This window comes from Candidatus Nomurabacteria bacterium, from assembly GCA_023898465.1.
Taxonomy (GTDB): domain Bacteria; phylum Patescibacteriota; class Patescibacteriia; order HK-STAS-PATE-3; family HK-STAS-PATE-3; genus HK-STAS-PATE-3.
Map to the genome: position 1 here is coordinate 37,389 of CP060223.1, position 13,505 is coordinate 50,893.

The 13,505-nt window shown below is 46.2% G+C and carries 14 protein-coding genes and 1 tRNA gene; 4 read left to right on the forward strand and 11 right to left on the reverse strand.

Features of this window, described 5'->3' with window-relative positions; genetic code table 11:
• Positions 1-161: 161 nt before the first annotated feature.
• From clpP to H6760_00230, 5 genes are all read right to left on the reverse strand, one after another.
• The gene (gene clpP, locus H6760_00210) at positions 162-755 is read right to left on the reverse strand and encodes an ATP-dependent Clp endopeptidase proteolytic subunit ClpP (GenBank protein USN53585.1); all 594 of its coding nucleotides are present in this window, start codon (positions 753-755) and stop codon (positions 162-164) included.
• Positions 756-789: 34 nt separating this feature from the next.
• Positions 790-1,770, reverse strand: a complete 981-nt coding sequence (locus tag H6760_00215; GenBank protein USN53586.1) for a bifunctional oligoribonuclease/PAP phosphatase NrnA — start codon at positions 1,768-1,770, stop codon at positions 790-792.
• 15 nt (positions 1,771-1,785) lie between these two features.
• The gene (locus tag H6760_00220; GenBank protein USN53587.1) at positions 1,786-2,130 is read right to left on the reverse strand and encodes a ribosome-binding factor A; all 345 of its coding nucleotides are present in this window, start codon (positions 2,128-2,130) and stop codon (positions 1,786-1,788) included.
• Between the two features lies 1 nt (position 2,131).
• Positions 2,132-3,931 (reverse strand): translation initiation factor IF-2, encoded by a 1,800-nt coding sequence (locus H6760_00225; protein ID USN53588.1) that lies wholly within the window; start codon positions 3,929-3,931, stop codon positions 2,132-2,134.
• Positions 3,932-4,059: 128 nt separating this feature from the next.
• Positions 4,060-4,473 carry a hypothetical protein gene (locus tag H6760_00230; GenBank protein ID USN53589.1) on the reverse strand — a complete coding sequence of 138 codons (414 nt, stop codon included), beginning with the start codon at positions 4,471-4,473 and terminating at the stop codon, positions 4,060-4,062.
• A 79-nt stretch (positions 4,474-4,552) separates the two neighbouring features.
• Here H6760_00230 and H6760_00235 point away from each other — a divergent pair, with 79 nt between their 5' ends.
• Positions 4,553-5,014, forward strand: coding sequence for a hypothetical protein (locus tag H6760_00235; protein USN53590.1), 462 nt, complete (start codon positions 4,553-4,555; stop codon positions 5,012-5,014).
• 376 nt (positions 5,015-5,390) lie between these two features.
• Here H6760_00235 and H6760_00240 read toward each other — a convergent pair whose 3' ends face one another.
• From H6760_00240 to H6760_00250, 3 genes are all read right to left on the reverse strand, one after another.
• Positions 5,391-5,912 carry a 3D domain-containing protein gene (locus H6760_00240; protein ID USN53591.1) on the reverse strand — a complete coding sequence of 174 codons (522 nt, stop codon included), beginning with the start codon at positions 5,910-5,912 and terminating at the stop codon, positions 5,391-5,393.
• A 162-nt stretch (positions 5,913-6,074) separates the two neighbouring features.
• On the reverse strand, positions 6,075-6,728 hold the full coding sequence (locus H6760_00245) for a hypothetical protein (GenBank protein ID USN53592.1): 654 nt from the start codon (positions 6,726-6,728) through the stop codon (positions 6,075-6,077).
• Between the two features lie 287 nt (positions 6,729-7,015).
• Entirely contained in the window at positions 7,016-7,849 is an 834-nt protein-coding gene (locus tag H6760_00250) for a hypothetical protein (protein ID USN53593.1), read from the reverse strand.
• Positions 7,850-7,961: 112 nt separating this feature from the next.
• Here H6760_00250 and H6760_00255 point away from each other — a divergent pair, with 112 nt between their 5' ends.
• Positions 7,962-9,197: a DEAD/DEAH box helicase gene (locus tag H6760_00255; protein USN53594.1), complete on the forward strand. Its 1,236-nt coding sequence runs from the start codon at positions 7,962-7,964 to the stop codon at positions 9,195-9,197.
• Positions 9,198-9,461: 264 nt separating this feature from the next.
• Here H6760_00255 and H6760_00260 read toward each other — a convergent pair whose 3' ends face one another.
• Positions 9,462-9,791, reverse strand: a complete 330-nt coding sequence (locus H6760_00260; GenBank protein ID USN53595.1) for a TfoX/Sxy family protein — start codon at positions 9,789-9,791, stop codon at positions 9,462-9,464.
• A gap of 342 nt (positions 9,792-10,133) precedes the next feature.
• On the opposite strand from H6760_00260, the gene H6760_00265 reads away from it, so the two are divergent.
• Positions 10,134-11,099, forward strand: coding sequence for a DUF4935 domain-containing protein (locus H6760_00265; GenBank protein USN53596.1), 966 nt, complete (start codon positions 10,134-10,136; stop codon positions 11,097-11,099).
• Between the two features lie 258 nt (positions 11,100-11,357).
• A tRNA-His gene (locus H6760_00270) sits at positions 11,358-11,432 on the forward strand.
• Between the two features lie 25 nt (positions 11,433-11,457).
• On the opposite strand, the gene H6760_00275 is transcribed toward H6760_00270, so the two are convergent.
• Entirely contained in the window at positions 11,458-12,411 is a 954-nt protein-coding gene (locus tag H6760_00275; GenBank protein ID USN53597.1) for a tyrosine-type recombinase/integrase, read from the reverse strand.
• Between the two features lie 134 nt (positions 12,412-12,545).
• Entirely contained in the window at positions 12,546-13,505 is a 960-nt protein-coding gene (locus H6760_00280) for a cyclic nucleotide-binding domain-containing protein (GenBank protein ID USN53598.1), read from the reverse strand.

The following is a 13,505-nucleotide window of genomic DNA, read 5'->3' on the forward strand; positions in this document are numbered from 1 at the left end:
TTTTTGTGCATTGTGCATCAATAACGAGATAAAAGTGCCAGCCCACCGTACCACAGAAGCTATTTTTTCGCAAGTCTTAGCCTTTTTCCTGTGTATTTACATTCGGTTGTCAAAATAAAAATGGCATATACGTCCTGTATCGCCACTTTTATTTTTAGTTACTACTCGATGATCTTATCGATCAAGCCGTACTTTTTGGCTTCATCGGATGTCATGAAGTAGTCGCGGTCTGAATCCTTTTCGATCTTGGCTAGTGGTTGACCAGTGTGTTTCGATAGAATTCGATTCATACGATCGTGAATCTTCAAAATATGTTCAGCCCGGACGCGGATATCTGCCGCTTGTCCTTCGAAGCCACCCATGACCTGGTGGATCATAATTTCAGAATTAGGAAGCGCAAACCGCTTACCTTTTTCACCGGCGGCGAGAAGTGTGGCTGCCATTGATGCGGCCATGCCGACGCAGATAGTTACCACATCAGGTTCGACCAGCTGCATAGTATCGTAAATGGCCATCCCGGCAGTGACTGATCCACCTGGCGAGTTGATATAGAGCTTAATATCCTTTTCCTTATCCTCGCTGGCGAGAAACAGTAACTGGGCGATTATGGTGTTTGCGGTAATATCATCAATCGGGAAGCCGACGAAGATGATGCGTTCTTTCAGGAGTCGAGAATAGATGTCGTAGGCGCGTTCGCCGTAGTTCGACTTCTCGATAACCATTGGGATGAGTTGATTGCGGGTTGGTGTGTCCATAGTATTTGGAGTATAGCAAATGAGTTTTTACTGGTCACGCTGGTTTAATAGTCCAGCCTTGAGGGGTTTCAATAATAGTGCCCGGGGTGGTGAAGCCGGCTGCTTTGACGTGCCCGCCGCCGCCATACTCGGCTGCCATTTTGGAGACGTCGACGCCCTCCTGAGTGGTGCGATAACTTCCGCTAATGAGGCCATCAGGTAGCTCTTTTAAGAAAAAGGCAGCCTTAGCATCATCTAGTCCATTGAGGAAGTTAGCAAAGCCATCAACCGCATCAACATCCACACCACATTCGAGGAAGTCTTTTTGAAAAAGTGCAGTTGAGATAATGCCAGTTTCCACATTGCGTTGTAGGCGACTAAGGGCAATGCCCCAGAGTCGCAGCATAGCCAGAGACTTATTCTTCAGAGTACCATCGTTGATTTCTTTTAAGACCGCGCCCCGTTCAAGTAATTCAGCTGCCGCGCCCATGGCACTTGGTGTAGTTGCGAGATTCGCAAATCCTCCCGTGTCAGTCAATATCCCGGTAAGTAAACTCGTGGCCATTGCTCGTGTGATGGGTGCGCCTACGTGCGTAAGGAAGGAATAGATCAACTCAGCAGTTGAGGAAGCCTGGACATTGATGTGGGCGTGATCAACTACGTTACGACCCTCGTATTCCAATCGGGTGGGGTGGTGGTCAATGCAGACGACTTGTGCTTTTTTCTCACCTTTTAACAATAGCTCAGTTGCTTGTGTGCGCTTCACATCACCAATATCAAGTAGGACGATCACGTCAAAGTCTTGCGTGCGCAAATCATCTGGATTTGAACTGATACGCTGGATATCTAAAAAGTCGAAGTAGGGTGCTGGACGATCATTACTAAAACAAAGGTGTGACTTTCCCATTTGTTCAAGGTAATGACTTAATCCCAACATTGCGCCGATTGCATCACCGTCTGGGCGCTCATGGGCGGTCAGGAGGATATGACGCGCGTTTTGGAGCAGCGCTTGTAATTTGGGGGCAAAGTATTCCATAGAAAGCCCCTGACTCTACTCTTTCTCAGCAATGTCGTCAAGGAGTGACTCAACGCGAAACGCTTTCTCCTCGGTATAGTCGATATGAAACTCAATGTGTGGGACAAATTTCATTACCAGTTTTCGATTGAGATAGTGCTGCAGTTCGCCGCGCTGTTGGCTAAGGATTTTTTCAACTGCTTCCACTTGCTCGATTGGCAGCACTGAAATCCAAACCCTGGTGACGCTTAAATCCACCGCAGTGTCCACCTTGGAAATAGTCACAATCGTACCCAAAGGGAACTCAACAAGCCGCTTCATGAGCTGGCCGAGCTCTGTCGTAATGAGCGCGTTTACTTTCGCTATTCGGTCTCCGGGCATTTTAGGCGCCTAAAGTTTTTTTACGTGTTTCCTCAGTGTAGAACTCAAGCGTGTCGCCCTCAGCGACAATTGGCTCGCCTTCATAGCGGACACCACATTGACCGCCAACACTTACTTCATTCACTACACGCTTTTCAATCTTCACTTGCTTGGCGGTGCCAGTGCCAATACTTTCATCGTTACGCTTCACTCGGATTAGCACATCCGGCACTGCTTTGCCTTTAGTAACCTCACCACCCACAATCATGGCCTTGCGTTCAGTTCGGAAGATGGCCAGCACCTTCATTGCACCAATTTCAGTCACAATAACTTCTTGACTCAATTGTGATTCAGCCTCAATGCGGACCGCGGCGACCAAGTCATAGATAATACTGTAGTGTTCAATCGCAATATCTTTTCCTTTGGCAACTGCTTCGGCAGATGGAGTGGCGTCAACGTTGAAGCCATAGAGCTTGGCTTTACTTGTTTCTGCTGCCAGGACATCAGCCTCAGAGATATTTCCTAATCCTTTGTGAATCACTCGCACAGCTACCTCTTCATTCTGGAGTTTTTCAAGCGCGCCAACAATTGCTTCGAGTGATCCAAGTGTATCAGCCTTCACCACCACCGGAATAATAGTAGCCGCATGTGTTCCTTCACTTTCCACTAAGGTATGGGAAGCGCTGACTTGCGCTGGAGCTTGGTTCTTTAACTGATAGCTCTTCACTCGTTTTTTCACGTCGCTTAAATCAGTAACGGCCTGGAGGATGTCACCAACCGCTGGTGCACCTTTCAATCCAATAATTTTGGCCGGGGTAGCTGGCGCAGCTTCGCTTAAGCTTTTTCCACGATAGTCTTTGAGTGCTTTAATCTTTCCATACACATTTCCAATCGTGACTTGGTCGCCGCGGTGCAGCGTACCTGATTGCACGAGTACGGTAGCCACTGGACCTTCGCCCGGGTCAATGTGTGATTCGATAATCGTTCCAATTGCTAAGCGATCTGGGTTCGCACGTAGGCGATCCTTTTGTAAGTCAGCCACTAAGAGCACCATATCAAGTAACTCTGGAATACCTTGGCCGGTCTTGGCTGATACAGGTGCCATCACTACATTACCGCCCCAGTCCTCAGCTTGTACTTCCTGCTCAGCCAAACCCTGTTTTACTCGCTCCAGATTCGCTTCAGGTTTATCAATTTTGTTAATAGCTACAACAAAAGGCAGATTGCTCGCTTTAATAATTTTCAAAGCCTCAAGAGTCTGAGGCTTCACGCCATCGTCAGCAGCAACAACTAGGATTGCTACATCGGCTACACGGGCGCCACGTGAACGCATGGCACTAAAGGCTTCATGGCCTGGGGTGTCAATAAAGGTAATCGCGCGTTCCTTATCAATTACTTGATACGCACCAATGCTTTGGGTGATACCGCCAGCTTCTTTTTCCGCTACATTTGTTTCACGGATTTTATCGAGCAACAGAGTTTTACCATGATCAACGTGACCCATCACCACAACGACCGGTGGACGCACCTTCAATTTCGAAGCCTCTTCCTTATTTGCATTTTCAAGAGCGCTCAGGTCCTGTGCATTGCTCTCTTGTGCTTCTTTCTCAGTGCTTACATTAAATTCCGCAGCAATAATTGAGGCAGTATCAAAATCAATCCGTTCGTTTTGACCGGACATGATGCCATTTTTCATGAGTTCAGCAATGACGCGGGTGACTGGGACTTCTAGCTTTTCAGCTAAATCCTTAATCACTACCGTCTCAGGAAGTGTGATGTTTTTTTCTTCGCTTGCTGGAGCTGGGCTTGTTGCTGTGTCCATAGTGTACCCAAGAGTAAATCGACTGCCCCCAAATTTGTTAGCGTTAGGTCAGGCGCAGTGTACAATGTTCAATGCGTCTTGTCAATAAAAAAGCCCGCAATCGCTAGCTATTTTATTAAGATATTTTTTTACCTTTGACTCCGAGCAATTGCTACCGCAAAAATGGCCACCACCGTAAACAGCGAGAGCAGCATCCAATATCCTAAGCGTTTGCTAATGCTGCCAGCTTGGGTGGATTGTGCGTGATGTAATTGTACGGTGATCACTTGTCCGGCCAGGACAGCCTCCATGACGATCAAGCCCATTTTTATGAGAAAGGTGGGAGAGCTCAAGGCCTTAGAGAGATAGGGAATAACTAAGGCGATTCCGCTGAGAATTGTTATTCCTGCGATGAAAAAACCTAAGCGTCGAGTTTGTACTAAACGATCTAGTCTCTCTGCACTCAAATTTCGCGGCATGGCCAGGATAACGGTGAAGAACACCACACCAAGTAAAAGTCCGGCACCAATGATATGAATAATAACTAGGAGAGTATGTAACATATTGAAACCTAAGAATGAGACGCGTATAGTATAAGGGTGCTTTTGCATGAGTACAAGCAAGCAATAAGGAGGTGTACTCATGGTGATGGCAGTAGGTGCTGCAGTTTCGCTCCTTGAGAGCTTGATTGAGAAAGCGCGACAGCAGGGGTGGCTCGTCTATCGTCACGATCTACAATGGGACGATAGCGTCTACGCCCAGATCGTCGATTTCATAGCATCGCTCGGTTCAGCGACCTTGCCGACGTGTTTGTGCATCCCTATGCATGAGGGTCGGATGCTGCTGGGTATCCCATGTGATGCGGAGCCTGAGATGATTTGTCATCTGCAGTATATGGATGATATGGAGCGCGACGTATTGTCCATGCTGCTTGAGGAGCTGGGTTTGCACGAGCACGCGGCCGATCGGACATCCGTAGTGATCCAATTTGCTGTCGATGTGGAAGTGACCGACGGTCAGACTGTGCGCAAGGAGGTGACACATCGCTGGAGGGTGGCGGACCAGTCTACTTGGGAAGAATGCCTTAGCGACGCTCTTGCATAAAGGGCGTCGTTTGCTTTTCTTGACAGTTTTGGTTATCAGATTTAGGCTAACCTTGAGGCATGAAAGTCTTGAAGGCAGGTGTTCGGCTTGTTCCGGAATCACTGACCGAATAGGCAAAAGGGTTGCTCCCAGACCAGTAGCTAAGGTTCGATGTACACGTACATTCCTCTACAGAGAGGTGTTGCGCTAAGTGCGCGATTACTACGTGAAACCTCACCCTGCATCTGGGGAGGTGCCGAAGCTCTGGGCGTCACCATTTGGTGTGCGCGGTAGTGTCTCACTTCATGGGGGTCAGCATTTCGATGTCTGGCCCCCTTTCCTTTATATACACAAAACCCCGCGTGTGCGAGGTTGTTTGTGTATCACCCTTAGGTGATTAGAGTATTTCCATTTTCACTATACGAGCGCCCCATTGCTTAGCTTCTTCTCGTGTGTGCATCCAGATATCGGCGATAGATCCGCCGTAGCGCGCATTCATCCGATCCTCGACCACAAATATTTTGTCGCCGTAGACATCGGGGAATCGCACCTGGGTGCCAAAGGGTAAGAGGTTATAGGCAATGATTCCGTCCCGGACATGTGATCCAGATGCAGTGGTGAATGGATCGCCATCCGTTTGGTCCACCGTACTGGAGTAGGCAGTCAGGGTCAGCCAAAGAGTACGCTTGGCTGGTCGAGCAGGCACATCAGGGAGATGTCCGCTTGTTTGCGGAGTGGTCAGGAGCGCTTCATCCACGGTGATGCAGCTTGCATCAGGGAGAGCGCTGATGGCAGGTCCGCTGACGTGAGCCATAGCAGGCTGAGGAAATATGATGTTGATGAGCGCTAGTAAACTGAGAAAAGTGATATGGATTGGCCGCGAGGCTTTCCTCGCAAAGCGTCCAGGAACGTTCGGCATAAGTAATGCTTACTGGTAAGTGGACGGCCCCCCAACGCATCGAATGATGCATCCGTACTCAACAAAAAACAGCTAGAACAAGCTGTCTTGGAGCGAGGCACACCTTAGCACGGATAGGTGATTTGGTCAAGCCTTAAGGCCTAAAAAAGTGTGTTTTAGGGCCTATTTTAGGGCCTGAAGCACATCTTGCAAATCGAGCAATTGGAGCTCCTCACCATATATTTTTCGCTGCACATCAGTGGCATATCCCGAGGCAGCAAAAGAGATAGCTCGAGGGATTTTTTGGGCAATGAGGCTCTGATAAAGCTCATTCAGGTCTTGTCGCGTGACTGTTTTTCCCTTTGGAGCACAGTAGACCGGCACCTTTCCTTTATTTGTAGCGAGGAAGAAGTCAGGTGAGGGCGATGCAGAGGATTGTGGGCTGGGAAGTATTTGAAAACCCTGTTGTGTAAAGAATTTTTGTAGCTCCTTTATCTGTTGGACATCATTCACTTGTTGCCAAAAGTAAGTTTGCGAGACTTGCTCTTGCTTAACTTCCTTTTGTTGGAGCTCTTTCTCTACTTTATTTGTTCGCCAGGCAGGAGAGAAAAGTCCGAGAATTCTTTTTATTTCTCCAATTTGGTAGACAGCCATGTAAAGTCCGATGAGACCACCTGCCATACCAAAGAGGAAAAGGGAAATAGCAATGTTACGGAAGGTGAAGCCGGCAAAGAGGAGGAGTACCAGCGCCACGAGGATACCAAAGGTCACTCCGGCGATGACGGTCTGGGTGGGGAGGTGGGCTTCTCTTTGCTCCATTCTTTTTTTGTCGTCCATATGCATAGTATACCCGACTCTAGACTACTTGACAGCCACTACAGAAATTCTCTCGAGCCTGTTACAATTTTATTACCTATAAAAAGAAAGGAGGCTGAATAATGCTTAATCATCGATTAATGGACGACCCAGAAGAGGAAGGTATGGAAGAAGAGGGTATGGACGAAGACATGGGTGACATGGACGAGAACGAATAGTCCATTCTCCTTCTGGAATCACAACTGCCCCCACACTTCTCATAGTCTGAAAAGGCAAAGAGAGGCGTGGGGGCAGTTTTATTTTTCCGATTAGTTCGCCGGAAGTATTTCTACACTATCGACCATGCGCTGGTCGTAGTTGTTTCCCTCAGTGGTGATTTCGCCATCTTGCTCATCAGGATTTTTTGACCAGTAGGTGGCTTCTTGTCCAAGTGACCAGGAAATGACCCGGCCATACTCAGGGGAGTATAAGGTATAGAGTGCTTGGTAATTTTGACATTTCGTTTCATCAAGACTGAGACCGTCACCAGCAATGCTCACTCGATAGACACCCTCTTGTGAAGCAGGGGTGAGTTCGTCCACCTGACAAGTATCACCATAATACTGCCTAAGAAAGGCATTCAGTTCATCTTCATTCGCTACCGTCCGACTAATAATATTCCAGCCAATGAAATGAAACTCTAATTGAGGGCTTGTTAGTGAAACTTTTATACAATCATTAAAGTAGTAGCCAAAAGTATTGTCGTGGTTTTCCTGAATATGCTCATCTTGAAGTAGATAGGTATACTCTGGGGCAATGCGTATTGTGTTTTCGTGCTGAAAAATTCGGACAGGTGCCTTTGCCCAATCCAGGTATCTTGTTCCATCTTGTTCTTTGCTGCAGGTGGCGCCGTAGTACCACATCGATTTTGGGATATCCATAGCAAAGCCCAATCGTTCGTCAGTGTAGCGCCAGAAGTCCGCATCAATTGTTTTGAGTGAGGATCCGGACAATAGGGTGAGTTTTGTGTCATTGCCTATAGTTACGCTCTGGTCATCATGCGTGCCTGATTGGCCCCAGATAAGTGCTCCAATAATAAGGAGGAGTAGTCCAACTCCAACGACTATAGCGACATTACGGGCCTGGCGAAGTTCAGTTTGCATGGGTGTAGAGGATAATGCTTACGAAATCAGTGTAGCATGCTACACTTGTCATGCAGAGAGGGGCGTGCTACAGTGGCTTGCCTGCCTCGCAGGACAAGCTTTCCTTATATATATGTCATCACCAAATCAATCAGGTTTTTACGGCCTACATGTTGCTCCAAAGTTCTTGGACATACTCGCCCGTCTCAACTTTACTCAACCCACCCCAATTCAACAAAAAGCCATTCCTTTAGCCATTGATGGCAAGGATCTGATTGGTATTGCCCAGACTGGTACGGGTAAAACCCTGGCTTTTGGCTTACCAATGTTGCAAAACCTTTCTCGGGTGAAGGGGCAGGGTCTGGTCGTGCTGCCGACTCGTGAATTAGCCGCCCAGGTAGATGAAACACTACAACGCTTAGGTCGTGGAATTGGCGTGCGTACGGCAATCATCGTGGGCGGCGCTTCTATGGATCGACAAGAGCGGATGCTGCGTAATCGTCCACACGTCATTGTCGCTACACCCGGGCGTCTGATTGACCACCTTGGTTCAAAGCCAAACCTCTTGCAGCAGGTAAAAATCCTGGTGCTTGATGAGGCTGACCGCATGCTTGATATGGGATTTGCGCCGCAGATAAATCAGATATTAGAGAAAGTTTCTAAAGAGCGTCAGACCATGCTCTTCTCAGCCACGATGCCAACCGAGATTGTGAGCATCGCACAGAAGCACATGGCCCTACCAGTGCGGGTTGAAATTGCTCGACCGGGTAGTACGACTGATCAAGTGGATCAAGAAGTGCTCTTTGTGTCTAAGCGAAATAAGAACGCACAGCTCGAGCGCTTACTTCAGCGCTATCATGGTACCGTGCTGGTGTTTTCTCGCACGAAGTGGAATGCAAAGAAGTTGACTCGCGACATTCGTCAGATGGGCCACACTGCAGCTGAGATTCATTCCAACCGCACTCAAGCACAACGTCGGGAAGCACTAGATGGTTTTAAAAGGGGTAAGTATCGTGTCCTCGTGGCGACCGACATTGCTGCACGTGGTATTGATGTAAAAAATATCGAGCTGGTGGTGAACTATGACCTGCCAAGTACACCGGATGATTATGTGCACCGTATCGGCCGCACTGGTCGAGCCGGCAAGAAAGGCAAGGCTATTTCCTTTGCCATGCCTGAGCAGCAACGAGACGTGAGAGACATTGAGCGTCTTATTCGGGCCGAGCTGCCAGTGGGAGAGGATTCCGAGCCAGTAGAAAACCTTGGTTTAGCCAAGAAGGAGTTTCGACAACAGAAACGACATTTCCCTCGTCAGGGCGGTCGACCACAGCGCCCTCATCGACGCTCAGGTTTTCGCCGACGTCGCTAAACGAGGAGTATAAAAAAACCATTCCACAGCGGAATGATTTTTTTGTGCTTATTTTTTCTTTCCTCGTCGCTTTTTTGCGAGGGCTTCTAGCATTTGTCGCTTGATCTCCAGACGCTTCTTTGTTTTGCGTGATTTTGATCGTTGCGGGCGACCGACCGCGTGAGCTCGTTTTGCTGCCATAGTATTTCCTTAGGATTAATGCGCACTCGCTATTCTAGCTGATGAGAGAGAGAAAGGCAAAAAACGAGCGTCGCTTTTATCTAATTATTTTTCCGGAAGTGTTTGTACAAAGCTTAATCCTTGCTCCACCCAGTACTCAAGCTGCTTTTTTGTCTTTATTCCCTTAGGTTTAATATTGAGCACGCCCCTCATTGGCCTGCCGGTGAAAAGCATTTCCTGAGCGTGTTTGTGTTTCAGTAGCTCCGGGTATTTTTCTTTCCCTACTCGGACGACCAGTTTATCTTTGATAATTCCGCAGCATAAATTACCGTTTACCATAATAACCAAACCACCGAACATTTTTCGTTCATCAACGTGCGGTACGGTAATAAAAATTTTGTAGAGACGTTCTGCGAGTTTCTCGTCGTAGGCCATTATTTTAATTGTACTCCAAAATAACGTTTACCGCAGCCATTTTATTAAGTCCAGATTCTTGTCATTATTCTTTCCGTCGGCAAGTTTTGAGTGTTTTTTATGCTAGCTCCCTACTCGATTTAGGCGATAGGTGAAAAATCTAGCCCGGGGGGTAGAGAATGCAGAAAGTGAAGGTGGAGGGCTTTGTCCGACGGGAGCCGCGCAAGGTGGAGTTGGTCCCAGGTCAGATAGCTGTGGTACTAGAAAATGGAAGAGGTGGAAAGTTTAGCCTAGCTGTATTAGAGTAGGATTAATAACACCTTGATAAGATAAAGTACAATGAATATAATACTAGATTCGAATGTGCTGAAGGATAATTATTATCTCAATACACCGAGATTTCAAGCCCTGTTTAGCTATCTAAAAAAAACAAAATCAGAGTGTTTCATTCCTGAAATAGTAATTTTAGAAACGATAAAAAATTATAAAAGAGATACTGAAGAATACAACAGTATTGTTGATTCCCTAAAGAAGACTAATAGAGTTTTAGGTCTTAATGGTCCGAACCTTGAAATTAATATGAGCGATATTGTAAATAAGTATGAGCGAAGTATTTATAAAATAATAAAAAAAGTTGGAATAAAACTAATTCCGACTAAAGACTTGTCAATTTCAATTGATTCAGTTATTTCTCGATCGTTAAATGATATCCCGCCATTTTATAGATCAGGTAGATCAAGTGATGTAGGATTTCGAGACTATATAGTTTGGGAGACTGTAAAATTTGTTAATAAAGACTTCGAAGGTAATCTGTGCTTTATATCGAACGATAAAAAAGCATTCGGACAAAGTTGTGAGTTATTTAGTAGATTAAAAAATGAATCCAACGTTCACTTTTATAACCTATTGGATGAGTTTTTAAATGAATATGCAGAAAAAATTAATTTTATTAGTGAAGAATACTTGGAGGACTACTTTCGTGAAGTTTTAGAAGATGAAATCCCTAATGTGGTGACTCTTAGCGAGCTACTAGCGACGAAACCTGAGAATGAATATATAGATCCTTCTGACATAACTGACTATGAGTTTGATGAAATATCTATTTTGGATTTTTACGTTTATAATGCGACAACAAAATACTATTACGTTTTCGTAAGGACAGACTTAATAGTAAGAGCTTATTATCTAAATAGATTAATGCTAGCGGCCGGACTTGATGATGAAGTATCTTCCGATTATTCTTTTTTAAGGTTCAAGAAATCCTTTTTACTAAGAATTGATAGAAGAACTAAAAGACCAGATCGTTTTCAAAATCATACTAGCAATTAAACTTCTAAGTCCGCTTGGAAAAACTAGATTTATTTTAAATTATCAACAACCTTATCTATTACGGCCCTTCTTTTCGCTTGCCCATCCAGAGGTCAATAAGGTTTTTCGCATACTTAGGTCAAGTTGTCTCACTAACGGGGAGTTTTTTAATGCTTCTTTCATGCTGCGAATGGCAAATAGTATAGCAAATACAATATTGACCAGTACGTTTTTCTCTGGTATTCTTCCGAGCTGTAACTGAACTTGCACAATAGCGTGGTGGCTATAGCACAGTGGTTAGTGCACCGGGTTGTGGTCCCGGTGACATGGGTTCGAATCCCATTAGCCACCCCAGTGTTGTGCAGGTGATGCGAAGACTTTATTCGTCTTCGTCTTTTTCATCCCTCCGCCGGCCATGAAAGGCTTTGTACACTTCACGTAGCTGCGCATTAGTAACGTGGGTGTATATTTGCGTGGTCGTAATAGAGGAGTGGCCGAGCAATTCCTGCACAGAGCGAATATCAGCACCATTCATTAGCAGGTCAGTAGCAAAGCTGTGCCGCAGGGTATGCGGTGTAATCTTTTTCGTAATCCCGGCAATCGCGGCGTAGCGCTGCACCATCCGTTGGATAGAGCGGGGCGTAAGTGGACTGACTTCCTCGCCTTGTATCTCATCACTTTTTCCAGCAGCTCGATCATGTCGGACAAACAGCGCATCGTTGCCGTCGCGCCGCATCTGCAGGTAGTGTCGGATCGCCTGCTTCGCTTGTTCAGAAATAAATACCAGTCGGACTTTGCCGCCTTTACCCTTGACCGAGAATTCATCCTTTTCCAGGTTGAGACTGTTGCGCTGCAGTTTCGCTAACTCGGAAATACGTAATCCCGTTGAGAAGAGTGTTTCGAGAATTGCTCGGTCGCGTTGCTTCACGATGTCGCTGCTTGGACTTTTATATGGAGCTTGCAAGAGTTGCTCCAAATCCTCTGAATCAAGGAAGTTGACAGAGCGCTGCGACTGTTTCATTAGCTCAATTTTTTCTGGAGCTAGTGAAGCAATATCGTGTCGCGATAGATATTTCAAAAATGAACGCAGGGCAATGAGGTGGTAGTTTTGCGTTGAGGCTTTAAGAGTTTCACTATCTTTACCGAGCAGGCGATTCAACTTCAAACGAAAAGAGCGCACATTCGCCTCGGTAATATCCTTAGGAGTTTTTACTCCGCTCAGCTCAAAAAAGCGCGTGAGATAAAAATCATAATTGCGGACAGTGAGTTGACTCCGTCCACGCTCGATTTCGAGATACTCAAGAAATTCAGTTTTTAGCTTTTGCAGATCCACCAGGGAATTTTACGACACAACGGAAGGAAATACAATAAATGCAAAAATCAAAATATGAAACCCACTGTTTGGTAGTATGTGTAGCAGCTTAGTTTTTGACCAATTTCGATTTTCGTATTTCGAAATTCGAGCTTTTATAGTGGTGGTATATACACCCGGTGCAGCTCTTCGTTGCCCTCGAGATTTTGCTGATGCTCAGCTTCCCGAATCGCCAGGGCAATTTGTCGGACAATGATGTGGAGGAGGATCTGGTTATTGTAGTTGAAGTCGCGCTTGCCTTCTTTATCACCCAGCAGGATAGCACCAACAACCTCGCCACCAGTGCGGACTTTCACTCCCAGCATAGAAGCGGAGCTATAGGCTGTTTCTAGGTTTGGCTTGGCTTTAAAAACCTCATGTGTGATAAAGATGTCGCGCTGGGTGCGGTGAATTTCACCGAGAATCGGATCATCGCGCAAGGAGAGTTTTAGAGATTCGATATCCTGATTTTTCTCATAGCCGATCGCTTTTTCTATCACGATGCGATTTTCCATTGGGCGATACCAAGCAAAGAGGGCTTTTTTCGCACGAATCGTTTCAGTGATAGTTTGCAATAGAGCTTCAATCAGATTATCAAGATTGGAGTAGCTGGTAGCAATTTTACCTGTCGCATACACGGTGACAAGTTTATTATTCGCGTGATGCAAGCGATCAGTCAGGTTGCCCATGATATTGCCAAAGAGCACATTGGCGATGGCGGGTTCCTGTTGCCTGAACTTTTGGAAATCCTTACCAGAAATCACGAGCAGCTGCGCGTCCTCGGTTACCTCAGCCAGGTGGTGGTGCTCTACATCAGGATTGATCAGGGCGCTCTCTACTAAAAAGGTGTGTGCGCCAAGTAAGGCCAAGGTTTGTACCTCATCTTTAAAGGTGCGGTAAATATGCACCTGCCCAGAAAGCACGATAATGAATTCTTTACGCTTATCACCGTTCTCAAACAAGAGTGTCCCACGCTTTGCTTCTCGCATTTGCGTGATGGCCGCGATTTTTCCTAGGGCTTCATCACTAAGTCCCTGGAAAACGGGGATAGGTTTGAGAATAGAGAGCTCAGGCAT

What these genes read in the sequence shown, in the direction of transcription:
- clpP (USN53585.1), bottom strand. Translation starts at nt 755, where the DNA reads ATGGACACACCAACCCGCAATCAACTCATCCCAATGGTTATCGAGAAG.
- H6760_00215 (USN53586.1), bottom strand. Translation starts at nt 1,770, where the DNA reads ATGGAATACTTTGCCCCCAAATTACAAGCGCTGCTCCAAAACGCGCGT.
- H6760_00220 (USN53587.1), bottom strand. Translation starts at nt 2,130, where the DNA reads ATGCCCGGAGACCGAATAGCGAAAGTAAACGCGCTCATTACGACAGAG.
- H6760_00225 (USN53588.1), bottom strand. Translation starts at nt 3,931, where the DNA reads ATGGACACAGCAACAAGCCCAGCTCCAGCAAGCGAAGAAAAAAACATC.
- H6760_00230 (USN53589.1), bottom strand. Translation starts at nt 4,473, where the DNA reads ATGTTACATACTCTCCTAGTTATTATTCATATCATTGGTGCCGGACTT.
- H6760_00235 (USN53590.1), top strand. Translation starts at nt 4,553, where the DNA reads ATGGTGATGGCAGTAGGTGCTGCAGTTTCGCTCCTTGAGAGCTTGATT.
- H6760_00240 (USN53591.1), bottom strand. Translation starts at nt 5,912, where the DNA reads ATGCCGAACGTTCCTGGACGCTTTGCGAGGAAAGCCTCGCGGCCAATC.
- H6760_00245 (USN53592.1), bottom strand. Translation starts at nt 6,728, where the DNA reads ATGGACGACAAAAAAAGAATGGAGCAAAGAGAAGCCCACCTCCCCACC.
- H6760_00250 (USN53593.1), bottom strand. Translation starts at nt 7,849, where the DNA reads ATGCAAACTGAACTTCGCCAGGCCCGTAATGTCGCTATAGTCGTTGGA.
- H6760_00255 (USN53594.1), top strand. Translation starts at nt 7,962, where the DNA reads ATGTCATCACCAAATCAATCAGGTTTTTACGGCCTACATGTTGCTCCA.
- H6760_00260 (USN53595.1), bottom strand. Translation starts at nt 9,791, where the DNA reads ATGGCCTACGACGAGAAACTCGCAGAACGTCTCTACAAAATTTTTATT.
- H6760_00280 (USN53598.1), bottom strand. Translation starts at nt 13,505, where the DNA reads ATGCCTGAGCTCTCTATTCTCAAACCTATCCCCGTTTTCCAGGGACTT.